Below are 23,239 nucleotides of genomic sequence, written 5' to 3'. Positions count from 1 at the left end.
GTCATGGCGCAGCTTGCCGGCGAGCAGCGCAAGCTTTACCTGGCAAACCAGGACCGCATCGCCCAGCAGGTGCAGCACCGCGAGGCATCCGAGTTTAAGAAAGACAAGCTCAAGGTGCTTGCCGAGCTCACCAAGTTGCGCCAGATCTGCTGCGACCCGCGTCTGCACTACGAGGATTACAAGGCGGGGAGCGCCAAACTCGATACGTGCATGGAGCTCGTGCACGGCGCACTCGACGGCGGACATCGCATCCTGTTGTTCAGCCAGTTTACGGGTATGCTCGATATTATCGGTAAGCGCCTGGCCAAGGAGGACATCGCCTTCCTTAAGCTCACGGGCGCTTCGTCTAAGGAGAGCCGCGCCAAGATGGTCGCGCAGTTCCAAGCGGGCGAGGTTCCGGTCTTTTTGATTTCGCTCAAGGCGGGCGGCGTGGGCCTTAACCTGACGGCTGCCGACGTGGTCATCCACTACGACCCGTGGTGGAACGTGGCGGCGCAGGACCAAGCAACTGATCGTGCACACCGTATTGGTCAGCAACATACCGTGACCGTGTACAAGCTCATCGCCAAGGACACGATCGAGGAACGCATTATGCAGATGCAGGAGTCCAAACGCGACCTGGTCAACAGCGTGCTCGGCGGCGACGGCATCTCGTCGGCGCTGTTTACCCGCGAAGATGTTCTGGCGCTGCTGGGCGGCGACGGTCGCTAGCCGCGCGCGGGGTGGGACTGCTGGAGTGGGCAGGACGGTCGACGCATTTTGGCCCGACCGCTTGCCTGATCCGTTATGTGTTCATTTGCAATGCCGTGGATGGTTTGTCTGCCTTTGGGCATAAGAACCATCAAGAACATTGGCACATCAGCAAAGGAGAACATCATGGCGAAATTCTTTAAGGACCCCGACGGTAAGCTCATTGCCGCCCTTGGCGACGACGTTGCGACCCCTGCCGGTTGCACGGAACTGACCGCAAACACTGAGGACGCGGCGCACGAGAAGCACGTGCCTGTTGTCGAGACCGAGCGTGACGGTCACGTGATTCGCGCCCGCGTTGGTTCGGTCGAGCACCCCAGCCTGCCCGAGCACTACATTGAGTGGATCGCCCTTGAGGCCGAGGGCCGCTTAGAGGTTCATTACCTTGAGCCCGGCATGAAACCCGCGACGTTTTTCGCGGGCGGCTCCAAGACCGGTACCGTTTATGCCTACTGCAACCTGCACGGGCTGTGGTCCGCGACATTCTAGGAGCGCGCCCCCGCTCGGGGTATCATAGCTAGCATATGCACATGCAAGCGCCGGCTGCATTATGCGGCCGGCGCTTTTACTACGATTTCGATGGTTTACGACGGAAAGGGCTGGGCCATGAAGCTCGCGCTTGCACAGATCGATATGCGCCTGGGTGATATTGAGGGCATTTGCGGCCGCATCGAGGACCAGGCTCGTCTGGCCCACGAGCGCGGGGCGCGCGTGCTGTGCGTTCCGGCTCCGCTCTTTATGGGCGCCCTGCCCGGTGGCCTGGTGGGCGCTGCCGACTTTGAGCACGACGTGCTTGCCGGTTTGACTGGTGTCGCCGAGCGTATCCAGGAGCTTGACATGATCTGCATCGTGCCCGCGGCGGTTTCGTTTGAGGGTCAGCCGCTGCTCGACTACATGATGCTCAAGGACGGTCATGTGGTGCCGGCGCGTTCGAGCATTGCCCTGCAGCGTGGCGAGAACAACGACACACGTTGGGCGCCGCCGGTGTTCGACGTGGACGGCGTGCGCATCGCCGTGATTTTTGACTTGGACCGCGAACTCGAGATGCTTCCGACCGGTGTTGACCTCATTGCGTATTTCCAATTCAACGCGTTTGACATGACCGACCGCGAGACTGCCGCCATTGCTGCCGTTCGCAGCGGCGCCTACCGCAAGATCGCATCCAAGCGCAGCGTGTGGTTTGCCTGCATGGCGCCGGTCGGTGCCTATGACGAGTCGGTGTATACCGGCGGTTCGTTTGTGCTCGACGACTGCGGTCGCGTGGTGGCCCAGGCGCCGTGCTTTGAGGAGAGCCTGCTGGTTCAGGAGATTCAGCGCGGCGTGATGCTCGATGCCCTGGAGGATCACGAACTGCCCGAGTTCCGTTCCGAGGAGTGGCTGTGGCAGGCGCTGGTGCTCGCCGTGCGCGACAACGCCCGAGCCCACGGTGCGTCGCGTGCTGTGGTGGCACTCGAGGGTGACTTGCCGTCGTCTTTGCTGGCGGCGCTGGCCGTCGACGCTCTGGGCCCGCGCAATGTGATTGGCCTGGTGCTGGGGCGCAACCGTATCTTTACGCCGGCGCAGGAAGAAGCCGAGGCTGCCCGCTGTGCCGCCGTCCGCGCCATCGCCGAGCGTCTGCACATTCGCACCGTCGAGCGCGATGCACCGGATGCGGCGCGCGTGCTCGATCGCGACGTGTCGGCGGGCGATGCCGAGCGCCTGCGCTCGCGCACGCTGGGCCTGATGCTGGAGGATACGGCGCTCGAGCTGGGTGCGATGGCGCTGAGCCCGCTGTCCAAAACCGAGTACGCGCTGGCGGCGCCGGCGCTTTGCGGCGGCTACCAGGGCGACTTTGCGCCCTTTGGCGATGTGTACCTGTCGACGCTTGAGTTTGTGGCGCGTGTGCGCAACCGCACGTCTGCCGTGGTGCCCCAAGAGCTCGTGACGCTCAACGCAGTGGAAGATTGTATGGAGCGCGTGCTGGCGCAGGCGCTCTCGACGCTCGACGGCCCGGTTGATATGCTCGACCGCGCGGCACAGCTGCTCGGCGGGCTTGAGCCGGGTGAGGTCGATGGCGCGCTCGAGGCGCACGTGGACCGCAATCGATCTTTCGACGACATCCCAATGGCCGCCGGCAAGCCCGAGGCTTGCTCGCTGCTGCTGATGCTCGTTCGACAGGGTGAGGCTTCCCGTCGCATGCTGCCGACGACGCCGATCGTCTCGGCCCGTTCGTTTGCCGAGCGTGCCTGGCCGTATATGCTCGCGTGGTCCGACCTGGGGCTTAACGGCAAGGAGCGTATGACGGTCGATTCGCTGGCGCGCGCCGAGGTGCGCCGTTTTGCTGACGAGGATACGAGCGAGCGCGTGCGAAACGAGATGATGGGCGTGCTGGGCGAGCTACTGGGTATTTCGCCCGAGCAAATGGAGGAGCTGCGCTCTGAGGACGGTCAGCGTCGTTTGCACGAGGGAATGAAAAAGTTCGAGGGCGAGGTTCAGGACGCCATCGATAAGATGATGGACGGTCAGGGCGGCTCGCAGGGTGGGCCCCAGAGCGGACCGATGTCGCACCCGCCGGTGGATCCGAGGCAGTTCCCCTTTTTCTCGCAGAACTAACTATGGGATAGGATTCGCTCCCAGTCCCGATACTTCAACTAAGCATCTCGGCCCCGTTGTGTTATTCTAGAACAGACGTTCGTGAATGATGCGCGGGGCCTTGCCTTGCGCTGTGCTTGTGGCGAGGGGAGGTCGGCTTGGTTATCTTGGGCATTGACCCCGGTTTGGCTCATACGGGTTGGGGGATTATCGAGGAGCGGCGTGGCGAGGTTCGTTGCCGTGCCTATGGCTGCATCGAGACCAGTGCCGGAAGTCCGCTCGCGGTGCGCCTGTCGCATATCGCCCATGACCTTAAGGATGTCGTCGAGCGTTATCGACCCGACACGGCTGCTGTCGAGAGCATCTACTTTGGCGCCAACGTTCGCTCGGCCATCCCCACGGCGCATGCCCGCGGTGCTGCACTCGTCGCGCTTTCGGAATGCGCGCTCGAGATTGGCGAGTACACGCCCATGCAGATCAAACAGGCTGTGGTGGGCACCGGCGCCGCGGACAAGCGGCAGGTCGCCTACATGGTACGCACGCTCACACAGCTCGACCACGACCCGCATCCCGACCATGCCGCCGATGCCCTGGCCTGCGCCATCTGCCACGTAAACCTCAGCCGCACCCGCGCCCTCACCGGTGGCGAGTTCTATCAACAGAGAGGAACCGGATACTGATGATTTCCCAGCTCCACGGAACGCTTGTCGAGGCCACGATGAGCTCTGCTGTCGTCGATGTGTCGGGCGTTGGCTTTGAGCTCGGCATTTCGGGCAGCACTGCGGCCACGTTGCCGACGCCCGGTGGCGAGGTCTGCCTCTACACGCGTATGCAGGTGCGCGAGGACGCCATGACACTTTTCGGTTTTTCCTCAAAGGATGAGCGCATGATGTTCGACCGGCTCGTGTCCGTTTCGGGCGTTGGCCCGCGCCTGGCGCTTGCCGTGCTTTCCACCTATACCGTGGGGCAGCTGTATTCGCTGGTGATGGCCGAGGACGACAAGGGCATGGCCAAGGTACCCGGTGTGGGCAAAAAGACAGCTCAGCGCCTGATCCTGGAACTCAAGAGCACCTTTGCCAAGGATAAGGGCTTTGTGCCGGTCGACGTGATTCCCGGCCAGGTTGCGATGCCGGTTCCCGCCGCCGCTCCTTCGGCGATCGATGATGCCCGTGCGGCGCTCCTTTCCATGGGCTTTAGCCCGCAGGAGACCGATGTTGCCCTGAGCGGGTATGATGGGCAGAATATGCGTGTCGAGGATCTGCTCGGCGCGGCGCTTAAGCGACTCGGAATGGATGCGTGATGTGGGAAGCCGATGACTCTCAGGACCTGTGGGCGACGCCCGGCAACTCGCCGGCGGCATCCATGGCGCACGGCGAGCGCATGGTGGGCTCGGAGCTGACGGCCGAGGATCTCGATGTCGACCGCACTTTGCGCCCCCAGCGCCTGGACGATTACTGTGGCCAGGAGCACATCAAGCAGAGCCTACGCGTGTTGATCGAAGCGGCGCAGAGCCGTGGCGAGACGCTCGACCACGTGATTTTCTCGGGTCCTCCGGGCCTGGGCAAGACCACGCTGGCCACCGTTATCGCCAACGAGCTGGGCGCTCAGATCAAGACGACGAGTGGCCCTGCCATCGCGCGCACCGGCGACCTGGCGGCTATCCTTACCAACCTGCAGCCGGGTGACGTGCTGTTTATCGACGAGATCCACCGTCTTAACCGTTCGGTCGAGGAAGTCCTGTATCCCGCGATGGAGGACTTTGCGCTCGATATTGTGATCGGTAAAGGCCCGGCCGCACGTTCTATTCGCTTGGATATCCCCAAGTTTACGCTGGTGGCGGCCACGACCCGTTCGGGCATGCTCACGGGCCCGCTGCGCGATCGCTTTGGTATCTCGTATCGCTTGGACTACTACACGGTCGAGGAGCTCGCCCAGATTGTGACGCGCTCGGCGACTATCCTGGGCGTGACGATTGATCATCCCAGTGCGCTCGAGATCGGCTCGCGTTCGCGCGGCACGCCACGTCTTGCCAACCGCCTTCTCAAGCGCGTGCGCGATTACGCACAGGTGTGCGGCAACGGCCCTATCGAGCTCGATATCTGCCGCCAGGCGCTCGAGTTTTTCGAGATCGACGAGCTCGGTCTGGACTGGATGGATATTCGTATCTTGGAGACGCTTGCCAAGACGTTCTCCGGCCGTGCTGTAGGCCTGACGACCCTTGCCAGTGCGGTGGGCGAGGACCCGGGCACGCTCGAGGATGTCTATGAGCCCTATTTGCTGCAGTGCGGGTTGATGATTCGTACGCCGCAGGGCCGTCAGGCAACCCTTCACACCTTTGAGCACCTGGGGATTGAACCTACCGTTTAGGGCGCTTTGTTTTGGCGGGCTGTTGGACTATCGCTGGGCATCGGGTAAACATATCGCCGTTCATCGGTTATGGGCGTTTTACTATTGCGCGCCCGTGCTATGCTGAATTGGTCTTTTTCTCATTCGGTAACGAAAGGACCGCCCATGCCTACTGACATCGAAATCGCACGTTCTGTCACGCCACTGCCTATTACCGAGGTGGCCAAGAACGCCGGCGTCGACGTTAAGCACCTTATTCCGTACGGCTTCGACAAGGCTAAGGTCGACTATTCACTGCTCAACGAGCCGACTGATCACCAGGCCAAGCTCGTCCTCGTGACCGCTATCAACCCAACGCCTGCGGGCGAGGGCAAGACCACCACGACCATCGGTCTGGCCGACGGCCTGCGTCGTCGCGGCGTCAAGAGTGCCGTGGCCCTGCGCGAACCTTCGCTCGGCCCCGTCTTTGGCGTGAAGGGCGGTGCTGCCGGCGGCGGTTGGGCTCAGGTCATCCCCATGGAGGATATCAACCTGCACTTTACCGGCGACTTCCACGCTATCGGTGCTGCCAACAACCTGCTGGCCGCCATGCTTGATAACCACATCCAGCAGGGCAATCAGCTCGGTATTGACGTTAAGCGCATCACTTGGAAGCGCGTTGTCGATATGAACGACCGTCAGCTGCGCCACGTTATCGACGGCATTGGCGGCAAGGCCCAGGGCGTGCCGCGCGAGGACGGCTTCGATATCACCGTCGCCTCCGAGGTCATGGCAATCCTGTGCCTGTCTACGAGCATCAGCGACCTCAAGGAACGCTTGGGTGAGATCGTCGTCGGCTACAGCTTTGCCGGCGAGCCCGTCCGTGCCCGCGACCTTAAGGCCCAGGGTGCCATGGCCGCGTTGCTTAAGGACGCGCTCAAGCCCAACCTGGTGCAAACGCTCGAGGGCACGCCCGCGTTTGTCCACGGCGGTCCCTTCGCCAACATTGCCCACGGCTGCAACTCTATCATGGCCACGCGTATGGCGATGCGCTTTGGCGATGTTGCCATTACCGAGGCCGGCTTCGGTGCCGATCTGGGTGCCGAGAAGTTCCTCGACATCAAGTGCCGCATGACGGGCGTTCGTCCCAGCGCCGTCGTGATCGTCGCGACCGCTCGTGCGTTGAAGTACAACGGTGGCGTCGCCAAGGCCGATCTCAACGAGGAGAACCTCGAGGCACTCAAGGCTGGCATGCCCAACCTGCTGCGTCACGTCGACAACATCCAGAACGTATATGGTCTGCCCTGCGTGGTCGCCATCAACCGCTTCCCGACGGACACCGAGGCCGAGCTTGCGCTCATCGAGTCCGAGTGCCAGAAGCTCGGCGTCAACGTTAAGCTGTCCGAGGTCTGGGCCAAGGGCGGCGAGGGCGCGCTCGAGCTTGCCGATGAGGTCATGCGTCTGATTGAGCAGCCGAGCGAGCTCAAGTTTGCCTATGAGGACGGCGCTGATGTCGCTGATGCCCTCGAGGCCGTTGCCACCAAGGTCTACCGCGCCGACGGCGTTGACTTTACGCCGGCCGCCAAGCGCCAGCTCGCCGAGCTGCGCGAGAATGGTTTTGGCAACCTGCCGGTTTGCGTCGCTAAGACGCAGTACAGCTTTAGCGACAACGCCAAGGCCCTGGGCGCTCCCGAGAACTTCCGCATCACCGTGCGTGAGCTCAAGGTTTCTGCCGGCGCCCACTTTGTGGTCGCGCTGACCGGCAGTGTTCTGACCATGCCGGGTCTGCCCAAGGTGCCCGCGGCCGAAAACATCGACGTCGACAACGACGGCAACATCACCGGCCTGTTCTAAGTCTGCTGTCCATAGCTGCTTGTCCGCCCCGCCGTGCCCACAAGGCCCGGCGGGGCTTTTTGATCCTTAGACCCGCGCATGTCTTGTAGATACCGACGGACTCTGCCCATCATAGGCTTTTGCGCGGGTAGAATGCATGGATAACTTGAGGCTCACGCGCGACGGAAAGGAATCGTTGCATGGATCAGGACAAGACAACCGTGATGGGCGGCTACGGTTCCGCGCAGGCTGGCGATAGCGTCGATGCGACCCGCGTTGTTCCCAACCCCGGTTATACCGACCCCGCCGCGACGCAGCCTTCTGCCGAGCCCACCCGGGTTATGGGCTATGGCGACACGGCGCAGGATTCTTACGCTGCATCTTCGCAAGGCCCCTATGGCAACGCAGCTCCGGATCCGTTTGATTACGCGCCGCAGGATTCTTATGCTGCCTCGACGCCGAATTCCTATGACAACCTGCCGCAGAATCCCATTCCGCAGCCTCAGCAGACGACGTATTTGCCTCGCACGGCGCAGCCTCGCTACGAGTCGCGCCAGCCGTATCGCGAGTATCCCAAATCGATTCCGCAGTATGGTGAGGACGAGGAGAAGGCACCGTCGCGTCCGTCGAGCGTGATCAAGAAGATCCTCATCGTGCTGGCGATTTTCTTCGCGCTGTCGGTTGCGTTTGCCATCGTGTCGGGCATGCTCAACAAGCGTGGGAGTTCAACGGCCGATACCACTGCCGAGCAAACCGAGTTCGCCTCGTCTAGCACCGTCGATCTGAGCGATATCCCGGGACAGTACTGGTCCAACGCCAAGAAGCTCCTCAAGTCGCGCGGAGCCGACCTTTCGAACGCCGTGATCCTGACCGACGATGGCTCAACGCCCGTCATCGATTCCAACTGGGTTGTTACGAATGCCTACTATAACGACAACGGCAACCTGGAGATTCAGCTCGCGCACAAGAACAGCTATGGCAACTCGTCCGGCGGCCAAAGCGGTACCGACAGCTCGAGCTCCAATACGCTGGAGGACTTGAGCAACAAGGCGCAGGAGTTGGGAGATAAGGCGCAAGAGCTGGGCGATACGGCACAAAACCTGGGCGATACCGCGCAGAACTTGGGCGGCTTGGCGACGGATGCCTGGAACGCCCTGCAAAACGGCATCTCGGGCGCGCAGGGAAACTAGCTGTTAAGCGGGCTACAGCTGCTCTGCCGGACGGTCGGGCGAGCTAAAGCCCGAGTCAAACGTAACGACGCATGATGCATCGGGCCGGCGCTCGTGCACGATGCGCGTGACGAGCTCCAGTAGCTCCTCGTCGGATATGTCAAAGCCGTCGGGACGCACCAGGTCAAACGAAACGAACCCGTCGTGCTCGTGCAGGTCGTGGATGGAGAGCGCGGGATCGATCTGCATGACGCCGCGCTTGACCCAGCCGCGCAGGTCGTCGCCGGTGGTGGCGATGGGGTCGCAGTGCAGCGTGATGCCGATGCCCATCTGGCGTTTGATATCATGCTCGATGGTGTCCAGGATCTCGTGGTGCTCAAAGGCATCGCCCTCGCCGGGCATTTCGACGTGTGCGCTGGCAAACTGACGGCCGGGGCCGTAGTCGTGCACCATGAGGTCGTGTGTGCCCAAGACCTGCGGATAGGACATGATCTTGTCGCGGATTGCCTGGACGAGCTTGGGGTCGGGCGCTTGCCCCAGCAACGGGCTGATGGCGTCGCGCACCAGGCCCAGACCGCTGATGCAGATGAAGATGCCCACACCCAGGCCTGCCCAGCCATCGAGATCAAAGCCGGTCGTCTGCGAAATAAGCGCCGCCACCAAGACCGAGCCCGAGGTGATGACGTCGTTTTTGGAGTCCTGCGCCGTGGCGATGAGCGTTTCGGAGTCGATGTGATCGCCCAGCGTGCGGTTGAACGCTGCCATCCAGAATTTGACGAGCATGGACAGAACAAGGGCAGCCGTGGAGAGCGCCGAATACACGGTGGGCGAGGGCTTGATGATCTTGGTGACCGACTCGAGGATTAGGTTGATGCCGACGGCACAAACCAGGACGGCGACAAACAGACCAGCCAGGTACTCGTAGCGGCCGTGGCCGTAAGGGTGGCCCTCGTCTGCCGGGCGGCTGGCAAGGCGGAACCCGAGCAGGCTCACGATGTTGCTCGAGGCATCGGAGAGGTTGTTGAAAGCGTCGGCGATGAGGGAGACGGAACCGGCGAGCAGGCCCGCGATGCCCTTGGCCAGGCACAGGGTGATGTTGAGGCCAATGCAGATGAGGCTTGCGGCAAAACCCGCGTTGGTGCGGCAAGATGCATCGACCGGCTCGTCCTCGCTGCCGGGAACAAGCGTATGTACCAGCCGATTTACAAATAGCATAGCGGTCGTCCTCACAATCATGTTTAAGGGGATAGTGTAGCTCGCGCGGGGGCGCCGTGCACCGATGCTCAGAAAATGCAGCAATAGTCTGCCGGTGCTAACGAGCGAGCCTTCTCGTCTGCCCGGGCGGTCCATTTTGGGCCACATGGGTATGGGCATGTGCCTGTTTGCTCGACATACTTAATGTCGACAGCCCCTGTGCAAAGGAGGACGTTTCCATGGACGAGATGTTTGCCATTAAATGTCAAAACTGCGGCGGTCCTATGTACTCGCACCAGGCTAAGCGCAGTTTTGAGTGCGCCTATTGCGGTGCGATCATTCCGTGGCAGGCGGACGCCGGAGAGCCCAAGAGCGCTTTGGGCATTCGCCATACGCCGTTGACGGTGGTGGATGGACTGCTCAAGCTCACGCATGTGTCGCAACTCGAGCGCCCGGAGGACCCGGACTGGTATTTCTTCAATTCGCACTGGCGCAATCAGTCGGTCCTGGAACATCTGCTGTGGGAGGATCGCGGCACGGCGCAAGAGTTCCAAGAGGCCACGCATGTGAGCATTCCTTGCCCCTTCTGCGGAGCGTCCTTTGAGGGCGAGTCAACGCAGCGCGTGTTTGAGTGCCCGTCCTGCGGCAACAAGATCGGCGTTGCCGACCTGCTCAAGCCCGGTACCTTCAGCAAGCGCCTGACCATGGGCGTTGGTGCGGAGTATGTGCCCGAGCAGGGCATTCCCTGCGAAATCTCGCCGCAGCAGGCACGTGCCAACGCACTGCAGCTGGTGCGCCAGTACCCCGACGCCTTTGCCGGGCACGATGTGGAAGACGCGATTCAAAACGACATGATGCTCTTCTATTTCCCCATGGCGCTTGCCGATCTGCGCATGATGGCGAGCTTCCCGGGCAAGGGCCTGAGCAAGGAAACCCTGGTGTACTACGAGGTGCTCGACTGGGCATACCCGCGGGCAAACTATCTGGATGTTCGCCTTATGGGCATTTTGGAGCCGTGGGACTTTGCCAAGGTTGGGCCGTTTGACCCGGCCATGCAGGAAGGCAACTTCCGCGTCGTCTCCGTCGATGCGTCTACCAAGGACCAGGTGGTCATTGATAAGTTGGCGCTCGACGTTGCGGGCAACGACGCCGAGGCTGTACTGGGGCTCAATAAAAAGAGCATCCGAACCTGGGCGCGCAAGGCCCGCAAGCATAAGGATGGCCTGGTGATGGTGCCGGTCTACTTTGTCGATCGTCCGGCGACAGACGGCCGCGATGGCGAGCAGGTGCGCATTGCCGTAAACGGCCAGACGGGTCGTGCAGCCGCGGTGGTGTTTAGCGACAAGCGCGAAACGCATGTGGTGGCGCCGCTCAACCCGAGCCTGCATCTGTCCGGCGAGAGCACCGTGCACGCCATTCCCGTCGAGGTTAAATACGTTAAATCGCCGTTCCTATACCAGATTGTGCGCCGTGGAGGCGGCGAGCAGCCGCGTCAGGTGGCAGCCGCCGTCGAGGGTTCTTACCGAGAGGAAAAGCCCAAACGCAAGGGCTTGTTCGCTGCGATCTTTGGGAAGTAGGGGAGTAGCGCCGGTTGTTGCCGTAACGTGATGGCCGGGGGTGCGGGGCGGCTCTCAGGAGTGCGGACTACCGTCTGATTGTTTGAGGGTGCCAGATGTAAATAAACAGTGGAGCGGCTGCAAAAGAGCCGCCCCACCGGGTAAAATCAGATTGTACCGCGGAACCCGCTCCTCAGTCGGTCAACTTTGGAAGCGCGGGCAACGCAGGCGCTATCGTCTAAAGGGCCGGCTGCAACCGGCCCTTTTCTGTGGCAGCCAATGGACCCACATCAGACGAAGGCCGCGTCTTTGCCTGTCAGGTCACGCTCGCCAGCCACGGCTAGAATGTCGTTGCCGGCGTCCATGACCGGTATTGTTTCGTAGCGTGCGTCGCAACCGCGAGTGCGCCTGCGACGGCTGCGGTGGCTTCGGTCGCAACGTGCTGCTACCCTTGCGCTTCGCCATTAGTCGCTTCGTTGATGGCGCGGTACTCGGCACTCAGTTCGCGTGCCAGCTCTTCCTTACTTGGAAGATACGGCAGGTATTTGGCGGCAAACACTTGGTCGTTGTCTTCGGGCAGCGTGTACTCGACAATCGAGTCGCTTTTGTCCGCGCAGAGCACGATGCCTATAGGCGGATTGTCGCCTTCGTTCATGAGCTCACGCGTGTAGTAGTTCACATACATTTGCATCTGGCCCAGGTCCTGATGCGTAAGGTCATCGGTCTTAAGGTCGATGAGCACGAAGCAGCGCATCAGATAGTTGTAAAACACAAGGTCAATATAGAAATGGCGCCCATCAAAGGTGATGCGCTTTTGGCGCGCCTCGAAAGCGAAACCACGGCCAAGCTCCAGCAGGAACTTCTGAAGATGCGTGATGAGCGCCTGCTCTAGATCGCTCTCGCGAAACGCAGTATCGTCCGAGAAACCTAAAAACTCCAGTACATATGGGTCGCGGATGATATCCTCGGGGCGACGAGCCGGGGCGCTCTTTTGGATTTCCTGGGTGACAGCCTCCTTGTCTTTGCTGGCAAGTAGGCGCTCGCGGAACATGGTGTTGATCTGACGTTCGAGCTGGCGCGTGCTCCAGCGAGAGTCGGCGCATTCGTTCATGTACCAGGTGCGAGCTTCGGGGTCAGGAATGCGTATTAACCTGCGGTAATGTGTCCAGCTCAATTCGGGACGCAGTGAGTCCCGAATTGGAAATGCAAGATAGAACTGACGCATTTTGCGCAGCTCTCTTGCTTCAAAACCTTTACCAAAATCCTTGGTAAGCCTGATTGCGAGGGCGTTGAGCAGCGCCTCTCCATACTTGGCGCGCTCCTCTCCGCCCTGCTCATCAACAATGCTCTTGCCGATCTCCCAATACGCCTCAACCATCGCAAAGTTAACGGCGGTATAGGCCTTGTCGCGAGCGGCGTTGAGAATCGAGGAAACCTGCTTGTAAAAACCTTCGGGCACGATTGCCGATTCTCCACGGTTTACCAGTTCGCCCATCACTGTCGCCCCACTTTCCTCTTGTGGAATGCATCTTTATCGCATTTAGTTTAAAGCCTCGCGCGGACACGAATTGCTTTGCTGTCTGGCACCTTCGCATGGGAGCCTTGCGGTGACTAAAATGTGGCCATAGAGACAGTTTTAACGAACCCCACGGGAGTGACGTGTATGGACAACAACACGCTGCTATTCCAGGACAAAGGTTCGGGTAGGTATAAAGACGTCAAGATCTACCCTAACCGCATTGAGGTACTCAAGAAGGGCACTTTTGGCGGCAAGCACACCGAGATTGTCTACCTTAAGGACATCACGGGGGTCAGCAGGATCAAGGGCCGCGACGTTTTCCTACGTAACAGGCTGTTGACTGCCTGTGTCTTTAGTCTGAGCAGCCGCTCCCAAGCTCAGGAGTTCGTGAATGCGCTGAACATGGTGATGTAGCCTATGGCGGCGTTTGGAACAAGGTAAAAATCGGGGGCACAGAACGGTGTCCTGCGCCCCCGATTGAGTCGATGTGTCTAAAAGGCCGGCTTGCCTATTCGCTACCGTCCCCAGCGTTTTCGCGGTCACTGGCAAGCATTGCTGCGCCGGCGACCGTCGTCGCCACGGCGGCAGCGGCGAGCCCAGCGGCAATGCCGGAGCCGTCGCCCGTGTCGGCGAGTTTTCCGCCCGAGCCCTTGCTCTTGTTGCCGCCGCCGTTCTTGTCGGCGCCGTCTGCGTTGGAACCCGTGCCGCTGCCGGTGCCGGTGCCGCCTGCACTGTCCGAGGCCGCTACGGTAAAGCTTGCGGCTCCGTCGCTGGCGAGCGTGTAGTTTTGCGCCGCGTTGCCCAAGAGACCGTTCACGCGCACCCAGTACGTTCCTGCGGCAAATGTTTCGCCCTCGGCCATTGCTGTGCCCGGAGCGCCGTTCGCGTCGTGCACAAACTCGAGCTGGGCCGTGCAGGCATCGGTTTCGAGCTTGCCCTCGAGTGATGCCGCAATCTTGGCGCGCACGTCTTCGCCGGCCTTAAGGCCTTCGAGTCCCTCAAAATGGGGCGTCAGCGCGCGTGGATCGATATCGATGGGCACAGAGCCCTGCAGCCCCGTAACGGTCTCGTTGCCCAGGGCGTCGACATCCACGTATTCAATGGCAAACGCATGGCCCGAAGCTGTCGCGTTGAGCGCGTTGCTGCTGTCGGCAAGGCGGAAATGACCCTCGCCAACGGTCTTGCCATCCTGGAATGAGGCATCGCTCAGCGAGTCGCCGTACGTCATGCGCATGCGGGTCGGGAGATAGTACGGGAGATAGTACGAAGCCGTCTGCTTGTGCTCCGTATCGTAATTGCGCTGATAGATGCTCCGGGCCAGCGCCGCATCAACAAAGTCGGATGCGATGATGCCAATGTGCTTGAGGTAATCTGACTTTGTATCCTCGATGCCGCTGGGATTGATGTACGGGCTCTTATACAGATGCTCGTTGACTACTCGTGCCGAGGTAAAAGGATTGCCTCCGTGCGACAAGCCCGTGCAGCTGGTGTAGTTGATAGACCAGCAACGCTCCAGGACTTTCTCCTTGGCCCCGTTATCGTCCTCGACATCTACCTCGTTGCGCGTGCGCCCGGACGTTTCCTTCAGCGCATTATCGACCCAGCTGAGCTTGTCGGTTCCCGTGAGTTTGTACTTGTCCTGGGCGTATACCTTGGTGCAATAGGGCTCTTTATCGCCTGTTTCCCCCGCGGCTTCAAAGCCCCGCGCGTCTTGGACGAGACACATAGTGGCGCTGTCGGAGTGAGCCTTGATCTTGTCATCCCATTCGGTAAGGTCGAGGCCCCACGTGTGGCCGCTTACACTGTTGCCGGCGAGCCTAAATCGACGCAGCAGAACGATCTTTCCGCGCACCTCGTGTAGCGTGGGGATTCGGCTCGACGTATAGAACAGTTTGGGGTTGTCGTCCAAAACCTTGGCGAAAGCCGTCGTAACACTTTCGTCGGTAGCCTCGTCGTTGCCTCGTGATACAAGCATGATGAGCGCTTCTGTCGGGTTTTCGTTCAAAAACGTTTTGAAGTAGCCTATGACATCGGAAAGATGCATAAAGTACGCGTCTTTTTTGAGCAGGTAGTAATCCCCGTGGTCGATACCGGGGTTGTCGCCCTTTCCGAGCCGGATATCAAAATAGCGAATGCCTTCGAGCAACTGCGTGGGAATGTAATCCTGCTGGCATTTTACTTGCGAGGATTGGGGCTCGGTGTCGTTGTCCACGCTACAGGTGCCCGAATCGTGCGTGCCCGGGATGCTCAGCTCGTCGAGGAACTTGTTGTCGTCGACGTATTTCATCCAACATGGCCCATCGACGTAGCTGCTGTACGTGATCCAGTCGAGGCTGCTAACCGTGGCATCGTTCTTTTTCATGTCGTAACCGATAAGTTCGAGCTCCCACGGAATGCTCTTACTCTTATGGCAGATCTTATTGTTGTCCTGGTCTTCGCCGTTCGATTCTATTGCCAGGTACTTAATGTCTTTTTTCTCGGTTTCTTTCTCGACCGTGCGGTCTCGGATGATATAGGTTCCGTTTGATTGACGCTCGAACGCAAAAGAGCGGCTGGGCTTGCCGTCATGCTCGCCACTCCATACGTGGATGACCTTTCCGTCTTTGTCCGAGTCGCCATCGACCGACCAAATGCTGTAGCCCGTCTTTTTATGCTCTTCGAAATTGAGCAAGGTGCGGATAGCATACCAGTTTGTATCGTCATTCTTGGTCGTTACGTTCTCAAGGATGAGCTTGCTGGACGTGCCGTCATTAAACAGATGGCAGACGTTGCCGATGACGTTGCCGTCTTCGTTAACGCTTGCGGTACGAAAATAGCCCGCGGGGCGAAGGCGAATGACGAAATTGTCGAGGCTGACTGCTGGCCCGGCCGTGCTGTCCGCAAAGGCTGCCCGCGGGCTAATGCCCAGCATGGCGGTTTCGGGCAGGCTTGCAAGTGGCGACAACGCCGCGAGTCCAAGGCCCAACGTAAATGCTCGGCGGCTGATGGCGTGGTGTTCGGTCATAACTTCTCCATTCGCAGAGTGCGGTTATGCGATAGTTTTGGTCACTATACTGCTCAGATGTTTAAAGATGCTGGTTTAATTGTCTGCGCGGCACAATAAATCGGCGGGCGGACGTGTTGGGGCGTTTGTCGTTTTCGTACTGTTGCCACATTTGGGGCGGTTCCGACGTCCGGCATCCTCGCGTTCGTCGGCTACAGGCATAAGAAAGGGAGGGTCGGTTTACCGGCCCTCCCTGGGTACGAAGCGCTGGGGTACCGTCGCTTGTTTGCACTGCGCCCGTGTTTCCCGCTGCGCTCGCCAGTCGCTTAACGCTTGATCTCGATATCGTCGAGCTTGACGTCCATGGCCTCGGTCTTGGCCTCGGCGATGTCATCGACAAATTCCAGGGACTTCATCATGGTCTCGACGGCGTCCTTGTGCTCCTCGACGTTGTCGATACGCACATACACACTGCCGCCGTCAACGTCGGTGAAGTATTCGGTCGTTACGCCGCCCGAGTGCGTGAAGTAGGCACTGCGCCAGGTCTTGCCGTTGTACTTAACGGGATCGCTCTCGGTCCATCCAGAGTTGGCCTTCCACTTTGCCTCGTAGTCGAACAGCTCGTCGGCGTTCTTGTCAGAGTCGAAGACGGGGATGAAGCGATCGCTGGCGTGCTCGCTCTCGGTGAACTTAAACTGGGCCCTGTCGGCGGTGTCGCCTGCGACGTCGGTGATCTCGACGCCCTCGGGGACCTCGACTTTAAACCAAATGAAGTCAGTCCTCATATCCACGGTTGGCTTTTCCGCTCCGCCGCCGCCGCCACCGCCACTGCCGGTAGCGCCGCCGCTTCCGCCGCAACCCACCAGGGCAACCGCGGCAAAGAGACTGATGCAGAGGGTGAGAATCGCAAAGGCCTTCTTTTTCATGGTCGTGTCCTCCTCGATCTGTAATCGTCCATGGATTACCTGCCTTTACTGTACGCGTGGACGGCTCGTTCGAGTGGGCCATGTGTCCCATTCTGAGGGCTGGAATTGCGCCGACAAGTGGCAATATGCGCGGGTCCAAAAGAGGGGAGGGCCGATGCTGTCGGCCCTCCCCGGGGTTGGGCGCCCGGTGTTTTAAAGGGTCGCGTGTACGCGGGCGTTGCCCCAACAGGTTCCTTGTTTATAGATATGCCCCAGTTTGTGACGTCCGGAAGTCCCGAAAGGTGGGTCATGTGTCCCATGTTTGCGTTGGCATGGTCTATCGTGTGCCATAGAAATCCGCGATGGCCAGGTGCGCTGACGCTCGAGTACTTATGGGCTAGACTTAGCACCATTATGTGATCGATGCGGTCGGTCGGTGGTTGCCAATCGACCGATGTATATGACTTGAAGGTGCGTGCGTATGAGCCAAGAGATGATGGACAAGACCTGCCGCGGGTTTGCCGAGGCGCTTGCCGCGCGCGAGCCGGTTCCCGGCGGTGGCAGCGCGAGCGCCTTTGTGGGCGCGCTGGGCGCCTCGCTGTGCGGAATGGTTGCCCGCTACGGTGCGACCAATCCCGCGCTTGCTGATCGTGCGGATGACCTGGCGCGCGCGTTTGCTCAGGCTGATGAGCTGTCCCAGGAGCTTGTCGAGTTGGTTGCCGAGGACGTTCGTGCCTACGGGCAGGTGTCCGCGGCGTACGGTATTCCGCGTGACGATCCGGCTCGAGCGACCGCGATTCAGGATGCGCTGCATGTGGCCGCTATGCCGCCGTATCGCATTATGGATGCCTGCGGGCGTGCGCTGGCGCTGCTCGAGGACATGGCCGACAAGGGCTCGCGTCAGCTGCTGTCCGATGTGGCGTGCGGCGCCGTGTTCTGCCGTGCTGCTATGCAGGGCGCGAGCCTGACGCTCTTTGCCAACACCACATCTATGAAAGACCGGGTGCGTGCCGAGGAGCTCGAAGCGGCGTGCGATGAGATGCTGGATACGTGGCTGCCGCGCGCCGATGCGCTGGCGCGTCGCGCCTCCGACGCTGCAAGGAAGAGAGGATAGCCATGGCTGAACTGCTGAAGGGTGCTCCCGTTGCTCGCGCTTTGACTGAGGAACTTGCTGCTCGCTGCGCAGCCCTGCGCGAGCGGGGCGTTGTTCCGACGTTGGCTATCGTGCGTGTAGGTGAACGCGAGGACGACCTATCCTACGAGCGCGGTGCGCTCAAGCGCTGCGAAAAAGTGGGGATTGAGGCTCGTCGCGTTTTGCTTTCTGCCGATGTTTCGCAGGACGAGCTGTTGACGGCCATCGAGGACATCAATACCGATTCGGCTGTTCATGGCTGCCTGATGTTCCGCCCGCTGCCCGCCGGCCTTGACGAGAATGCCGTCGCCGCAGCGCTCGATCCCGCCAAGGACGTTGACTCCATGACGCCGTCTTCGCTGCTTACCACGCTTTCGGGGCGCGGCGAGGGTTTTGCTCCCTGCACGGCCGAGGCAGTGTTAGCGTTGCTGGATCATTACGGCGTTGAGCTGGATGGAGCTAAGGTTGCTGTGGTCGGGCGCTCGCTGGTGATCGGGCGTCCTGTTGCCGTCATGCTTACGGCGCGCAATGCCACAGTGACGACGTGCCATACGCATACGCGCGACCTTGCTGCCGAGTGCCGTGCGGCTGATATTGTGGTTGCGGCCGTTGGGCGCGCGCACACGATTGGTGTGGACGCGGTTCGCGAGGGCCAGACGATCATCGATGTTGGCATTAATTGGGATGAGGCTGCCGGAAAGCTGATCGGTGACGTCGATTTTGATGCTGCGGAGCCGATTGTTGATGCCATCACACCCGTGCCGGGCGGCGTGGGAGCTGTGACGACGGCGATCCTTGCCAAACACGTGATCGAAGCGGCCGAGCGCGCATCGAAATAGGCGTTTTGAAGCTGTTTTGAGGGGTTAGTTCTATACCCCATGGACAAAAAATGCCAAATATGAGTACTGTTGCCAAGATTGTCACATATAATTTAGGTTAATTTGGCTCTCTAACGATATTTATTATCGATAGAGAGCCTATTTTATTGGACCTATGGGGAATTACATCATCTAATTATTGAACAAATGTAGACTTTCGACACCCATGCATAGCAAAATTGCTGTTACTAAATTGGTGACAGTACTCATATTTGGCATTTTTTGACCACAGGGGTTGCCGGGGCTGTGGCTTCGCCCTTTTTTCGCCGAAGCGATACACTGTTGCCGTTTGATTTCTTCGCTCAAGGAGGATGCACATGCCGTGCACAACGATTTTGGTTGGTAAGAATGCGAGCTACGACGGGTCGACGCTGGTCGCCCGCAACGAGGACTCGTCCAACGGGGTATTTGAGCCCAAACGTATGCGCGTTGTGCATCCCGACGATCAGCCGCGCGTCTACACGAGCGTCCTGAGCCACCTGACCGTTGAACTGCCCGATAACCCCATGCGCTACACGAGCGTCCCCGATGTTGTCCCGGGCCACGGCATCTGGGCCGAGGCCGGTTTCAACGAGCTCAATGTTGGCATGTCCGCAACCGAGACGCTCACCACCAACGAGCGCGTTCGCGGCGCCGATCCGCTCGTGGACTACGTGCCCGCCAAGGGCAACGAGGGTGAGGACGGCTATGTGCCGGCGCAACCTGGTGGCCTGGGCGAGGAGGACATGGTGACCCTGGTCCTGCCGTATGCCAAGTCCGCCCGCGACGGCGTCCGTATCCTGGGCGACCTGCTCGAGCGCTACGGCACCTACGAGAACAACGGCATCGCCTTTAGCGACGTGGACGAGATCTGGTGGCTCGAGACCATCGGCGGCCATCACTGGATCGCCAAGCGCGTGCCCGACGACGCCTATGTGACCATGCCTAACCAGCTGGGTATCGACAGCTTTGACCTGGACGACGCCGAGGGCGACCAGGCCGACCACATGTGCTCCGCCGACCTGCGCGCCTGGATGGCCGAGTGGCATCTGGACTTGACGCTGGGCGTCGAGGGCGACGGCCCGGCGACGGTCTTTAACCCGCGCGAGGCCTTTGGCTCGCACAGCGACAGCGACCACGTCTACAACACGCCGCGCGCCTGGTACATGCAGCGCTGCCTCAACCCCAGCGATGTGTGGGACGGCCCCGACGCCGACTACACGCCCGAGAGCGACGACATCCCCTGGAGCCGCGTGCCCGAGCGTAAGGTGACCATCGAGGACATCAAGTACGTACTCTCGAGCCACTACCAGGGTACGGAGTACGACTGCTACGGCAGCAAGGGCACGCCCGCCACGCGCGGCGCCTATCGTCCCATCGGCATCAACCGCAACAGCCAGCTCGCCGTGCTGCAGCTGCGCCCCTATGCGCAGCCGGCCTATCGCGCCGTGCAGTGGATGGCGTTTGGCTCCAACTCGTTTAACGCGCTGGTTCCGCTGTACGCCAACGTCGAGACCATGCCCGAGTACTATGCCGACACACAGGCTCGCGTGACGTCCGAAAACTTCTACTGGGCCAACCGCCTGATCGGCGCGCTGGCTGACGTCCGCTTCCATGAGTGCGGTCGCGCGGTCGAGGACTACCAGGAGAAGGTCGGTGGCATGGGCCACAAGCAGATCCATGACGTCGATGCTGCCGTAGCCGTTCTGCCCGAGGTCGAGGTGCCTGCCGAGCTTGCACGCGCCAACGAGGACTTTGCCGAGCGTGTGCGCGTGGAGACCGATGCCCTGCTGGGCAAGGTGCTCTACACCACGAGCTGCGCCATGAAGAACTCTTTCGCGATGAATGACAACGTGAGGTAGGGATTTCCCGTCGATCGAATAGCGCTAAAACGCTTTGTCGCTTTCGTTCAATCTTGGGTACAAGAACGCCAATGCAGTTGTTTGTGATTGGAGACAACCATGGTTATGAAACTCGATCAGCTTGTTAACGGGGCCATCAACGTGGGCTTTGGCGCTGCCGCCGTTGCTGTCGAAGGCGGCAAGAAGGTCCTCGACGACCTTAATACCAAAGGCGAGCAGGTCCGCAAGGACACCGCCACTCCCGATATCGCCCGCAGTGTGTCCGACATGTTCGAGCAGGCCGGCGGCACCATCTCCGACCTGACCGAGCGCTTGGGCATGCAGGGCGAGACCGCGGCCCAGCGCGTGCTTGACGAGCTCATCCTTGCCCGGGTCCGCGTCATGACCGCCCCCGAGCGCACGGCCTTCCTGGCCCATGTGCGCGACATCGTCGATTCGGTCGAGGACAACGTGACCTCGGTGCCCGTCGAGTCCGTTGAGCCCGACGATGCGAAGGATACCGAAGAGGCTGAGTAGCAGCGCAGATGGCAGATTCCACCACCGATTACAACAATCTAGATCCCTTGGGTGACGAGGCGGCGGTTGTCGATGAGGTCGACGCCGCCGTCTCGGGCGCTCGCAAGAAGCCGCGCGCTGTCGATATGGTGCCCGAGGAGCCCGACGCGATGGCGCCGGACGAGGAATACCAGCTCACGCCGGCGGGTCGTCGCGAACGCATCGGGCAGATTGTTCGCCTGGTCAAAAAGTACCGCGTGTGGGATAACCTCACGCCGGTTCGTTTGCGCCGCCTGCTCGAGGAACTCGGCCCCATGTTCGTCAAGATGGGGCAGATTCTGGCCAACCGGTCCGAGATTCTGCCGCAACGCTTTTGCGACGAGCTGCGTCGTCTGCGCTCCGACGTGGAGCCGGTGCCGTACGAGGTAGTGCTCCGCTGCTTGGAAGAGGAATACGGCTTGCGCCTGGGGGAGATGTTCGATGCGATCGACCCCAATCCGCTTGGTAGCGCATCGCTCGCGCAGGTGCACCGCGCTCGTCTGGTGACGGGCGAGGACGTGGCCGTCAAGGTGCAGCGCCCCGGTGCGCAGCAGGTTATGGCGCAGGACATCGATATCATCCGCTCGGTGGTGCGTATCGTTTCCAAGTTCGTCAACACCGATCAATTCGTTGACCTGCACGGCGTGGTCGAGGAGCTGTGGACCTCGTTTCGCGAGGAGACCAACTTTTTGGCCGAGGCCAAAAACCTCAATGACTTTTACGAGTTCCATAAGAGCGTTCATGGCGTGACGTGCCCTAAATCCTATCTGGACCTGTGCACCGAGCACGTGGTGGTTATGGACTACGTCGACGGCATTTCGATCGCCGATCCTGAACGCTTGGTGGCCGAGGGTTATGACTTGGAAAAGATCGGTGCCGCAATCGTCGAGGACTACTCGACGCAGGTGCTCGATGACGGCTTTTTCCATGCCGACCCGCATGCGGGAAACATCATTCTCAAGGACGGCATCGTCTACTTTATCGACTTGGGCATGGTCGGACGCATGTCGAGTCACGATCGCGGTATCGTCAAGGACATGATTTTCGCCGTGGCCGAGGGTGACGTGCCCAAGCTCAAGGATTCGCTCATGCGCTTTGCTGTGACGCGCGGCGATTCGGCCGAGCTTGACCATTCGGCCTTTTTGTCCGATTTGGACTTTATCGTGGCTGACTTTGCGGGCCTTGACCTTAAGGACCTGGATATCGGTGAGTTTTTGACCTCGCTGTTAAACCTCGCGCGCAAAAATGACGTTGAGCTGCCGAGCGTGGTGACGATGTTCGCCCGCGGCATGGTGACGCTCGAGGGCCTGTTGACCGAGTACATGCCCAACGTCAACATGATCCAGATCATTCAGACGCACATCAAAAACGAGAAGAGCACCTACGCCCGCATGCGCGAGATGAGCCGCGATCTTGCCGCGAGCAGCTATCGCGCGGCAAAAGGCTCGCTCGAGGCGGCCGAGTATCTGGGCTTGGCTTCGCGCATGCTCACACGCGGCCAGCTTAAGGTAAACACGCAGATCATGAGCAGCGATAAGGCGCTGCGACAGCTGGGCGGAATTATCGACCGCATGTCGATGGCAATTGTGATCGCCGGTCTGTTTATCGGTTCGTCGGTGGTGTACTACGCGCGCATCGAGCCGGTTGTGTTTGGTATCCCGGTCATTGGCTTTATGGGCTATGTGAGTGCGCTGGTGCTGGCGCTTATGCTGGGCCGCAATATCTGGCTCAACAGCCACGGCGGCAAGCACTAGAGGCTGCGACCGTCACCGCATTTTCTATCGCAAACAATAGCTTTTACCTTGGGCTTCGCCTGCGTGCGAGGCCCTTTTGCGTGATAGCATATTGACGATATTAATCGATGGCCTGGATGGTGGTGCGGAGACGCACGAATGCGCGGCCTTCCTGCGCGTTTGGGAGAATCGGGGTGCAAGTCCCCGGCTGTACCAGTAACCGTAATTCCTCTTGGCTCGGGATGCTCGCGTCGCAGATCGGACGACGTGCCCGAGTCGTTAAGGTTAAGTCGGATCGCCTCCCATCTTGCATGCG

Annotated in this window: 19 protein-coding genes; 15 read left to right on the top strand and 4 right to left on the bottom strand. The window is 60.3% G+C overall.

Features of this window, described 5'->3' with window-relative positions:
* The 8 genes from AB5Z54_RS00160 to AB5Z54_RS00125 form a co-directional block, all read left to right on the top strand.
* The coding region (locus AB5Z54_RS00160) for a DEAD/DEAH box helicase (RefSeq protein WP_368159585.1) at window positions 1-711 on the top strand (711 nt) is incomplete at its 5' end.
* 165 nt (window positions 712-876) lie between these two features.
* Window positions 877-1,239 (top strand): desulfoferrodoxin family protein, encoded by a 363-nt coding sequence (locus AB5Z54_RS00155; protein WP_055285739.1) that lies wholly within the window; start codon window positions 877-879, stop codon window positions 1,237-1,239.
* Window positions 1,240-1,329: 90 nt separating this feature from the next.
* Window positions 1,330-3,342 (top strand): NAD(+) synthetase, encoded by a 2,013-nt coding sequence (locus tag AB5Z54_RS00150; protein ID WP_368159584.1) that lies wholly within the window; start codon window positions 1,330-1,332, stop codon window positions 3,340-3,342.
* Window positions 3,343-3,479: 137 nt separating this feature from the next.
* Window positions 3,480-4,001 carry a crossover junction endodeoxyribonuclease RuvC gene (ruvC, locus tag AB5Z54_RS00145; protein WP_022095142.1) on the top strand — a complete coding sequence of 174 codons (522 nt, stop codon included), beginning with the start codon at window positions 3,480-3,482 and terminating at the stop codon, window positions 3,999-4,001.
* Window positions 4,001-4,621, top strand: a complete 621-nt coding sequence (gene ruvA / locus AB5Z54_RS00140) for a Holliday junction branch migration protein RuvA (RefSeq protein ID WP_055285743.1) — start codon at window positions 4,001-4,003, stop codon at window positions 4,619-4,621. The genes ruvC and ruvA overlap by 1 nt, the downstream gene beginning before the upstream one ends.
* Window positions 4,621-5,688 carry a Holliday junction branch migration DNA helicase RuvB gene (gene ruvB / locus AB5Z54_RS00135; protein ID WP_368159581.1) on the top strand — a complete coding sequence of 356 codons (1,068 nt, stop codon included), beginning with the start codon at window positions 4,621-4,623 and terminating at the stop codon, window positions 5,686-5,688. Before ruvA ends, ruvB begins: the two co-directional genes overlap by 1 nt.
* 144 nt (window positions 5,689-5,832) lie before the next feature.
* On the top strand, window positions 5,833-7,500 hold the full coding sequence (locus AB5Z54_RS00130) for a formate--tetrahydrofolate ligase (RefSeq protein WP_346978933.1): 1,668 nt from the start codon (window positions 5,833-5,835) through the stop codon (window positions 7,498-7,500).
* Between the two features lie 179 nt (window positions 7,501-7,679).
* The gene (locus tag AB5Z54_RS00125; protein WP_346978931.1) at window positions 7,680-8,669 is read left to right on the top strand and encodes a hypothetical protein; all 990 of its coding nucleotides are present in this window, start codon (window positions 7,680-7,682) and stop codon (window positions 8,667-8,669) included.
* A 12-nt stretch (window positions 8,670-8,681) separates the two neighbouring features.
* Here the strand turns inward: AB5Z54_RS00125 and AB5Z54_RS00120 are convergent, their stop codons facing one another.
* The gene (locus AB5Z54_RS00120) at window positions 8,682-9,863 is read right to left on the bottom strand and encodes a cation diffusion facilitator family transporter (RefSeq protein WP_346978930.1); all 1,182 of its coding nucleotides are present in this window, start codon (window positions 9,861-9,863) and stop codon (window positions 8,682-8,684) included.
* Window positions 9,864-10,081: 218 nt separating this feature from the next.
* Between AB5Z54_RS00120 and AB5Z54_RS00115 the strand changes: the two genes are divergently transcribed.
* Window positions 10,082-11,419: a TFIIB-type zinc ribbon-containing protein gene (locus AB5Z54_RS00115; RefSeq protein ID WP_368159580.1), complete on the top strand. Its 1,338-nt coding sequence runs from the start codon at window positions 10,082-10,084 to the stop codon at window positions 11,417-11,419.
* 424 nt (window positions 11,420-11,843) lie between these two features.
* Here AB5Z54_RS00115 and AB5Z54_RS00110 read toward each other — a convergent pair whose 3' ends face one another.
* Window positions 11,844-12,893: a PDDEXK nuclease domain-containing protein gene (locus AB5Z54_RS00110; RefSeq protein WP_368159578.1), complete on the bottom strand. Its 1,050-nt coding sequence runs from the start codon at window positions 12,891-12,893 to the stop codon at window positions 11,844-11,846.
* A 168-nt stretch (window positions 12,894-13,061) separates the two neighbouring features.
* Here AB5Z54_RS00110 and AB5Z54_RS00105 point away from each other — a divergent pair, with 168 nt between their 5' ends.
* A complete protein-coding gene (locus tag AB5Z54_RS00105) occupies window positions 13,062-13,331 on the top strand; it encodes a hypothetical protein (RefSeq protein ID WP_368159576.1) in 270 nt (89 codons plus the stop codon).
* Window positions 13,332-13,425: 94 nt separating this feature from the next.
* Here the strand turns inward: AB5Z54_RS00105 and AB5Z54_RS00100 are convergent, their stop codons facing one another.
* A complete protein-coding gene (locus AB5Z54_RS00100) occupies window positions 13,426-15,921 on the bottom strand; it encodes a phosphatidylinositol-specific phospholipase C (RefSeq protein ID WP_368159575.1) in 2,496 nt (831 codons plus the stop codon).
* A 305-nt stretch (window positions 15,922-16,226) separates the two neighbouring features.
* Window positions 16,227-16,826 carry a hypothetical protein gene (locus tag AB5Z54_RS00095; protein WP_368159573.1) on the bottom strand — a complete coding sequence of 200 codons (600 nt, stop codon included), beginning with the start codon at window positions 16,824-16,826 and terminating at the stop codon, window positions 16,227-16,229.
* Window positions 16,827-17,286: 460 nt separating this feature from the next.
* Between AB5Z54_RS00095 and AB5Z54_RS00090 the strand changes: the two genes are divergently transcribed.
* From AB5Z54_RS00090 to AB5Z54_RS00070, 5 genes are all read left to right on the top strand, one after another.
* A complete protein-coding gene (locus tag AB5Z54_RS00090; protein ID WP_368159571.1) occupies window positions 17,287-17,919 on the top strand; it encodes a cyclodeaminase/cyclohydrolase family protein in 633 nt (210 codons plus the stop codon).
* A 2-nt stretch (window positions 17,920-17,921) separates the two neighbouring features.
* Complete coding sequence (locus AB5Z54_RS00085; protein ID WP_368159569.1) at window positions 17,922-18,776, top strand: bifunctional 5,10-methylenetetrahydrofolate dehydrogenase/5,10-methenyltetrahydrofolate cyclohydrolase; 855 nt, start codon at window positions 17,922-17,924, stop codon at window positions 18,774-18,776.
* A 356-nt stretch (window positions 18,777-19,132) separates the two neighbouring features.
* Window positions 19,133-20,656 carry a C69 family dipeptidase gene (locus AB5Z54_RS00080; protein WP_368159568.1) on the top strand — a complete coding sequence of 508 codons (1,524 nt, stop codon included), beginning with the start codon at window positions 19,133-19,135 and terminating at the stop codon, window positions 20,654-20,656.
* Between the two features lie 99 nt (window positions 20,657-20,755).
* Window positions 20,756-21,172 carry a hypothetical protein gene (locus tag AB5Z54_RS00075; protein ID WP_117583986.1) on the top strand — a complete coding sequence of 139 codons (417 nt, stop codon included), beginning with the start codon at window positions 20,756-20,758 and terminating at the stop codon, window positions 21,170-21,172.
* A gap of 8 nt (window positions 21,173-21,180) precedes the next feature.
* The gene (locus AB5Z54_RS00070; protein ID WP_195361059.1) at window positions 21,181-22,944 is read left to right on the top strand and encodes an ABC1 kinase family protein; all 1,764 of its coding nucleotides are present in this window, start codon (window positions 21,181-21,183) and stop codon (window positions 22,942-22,944) included.
* Window positions 22,945-23,239: the final 295 nt, after the last annotated feature.

This window comes from Collinsella aerofaciens (assembly GCF_040910185.1).
In the GTDB taxonomy this organism is placed as follows: domain Bacteria; phylum Actinomycetota; class Coriobacteriia; order Coriobacteriales; family Coriobacteriaceae; genus Collinsella; species Collinsella aerofaciens_BF.
This window is presented reverse-complemented; position numbering and strand designations above follow the sequence as displayed.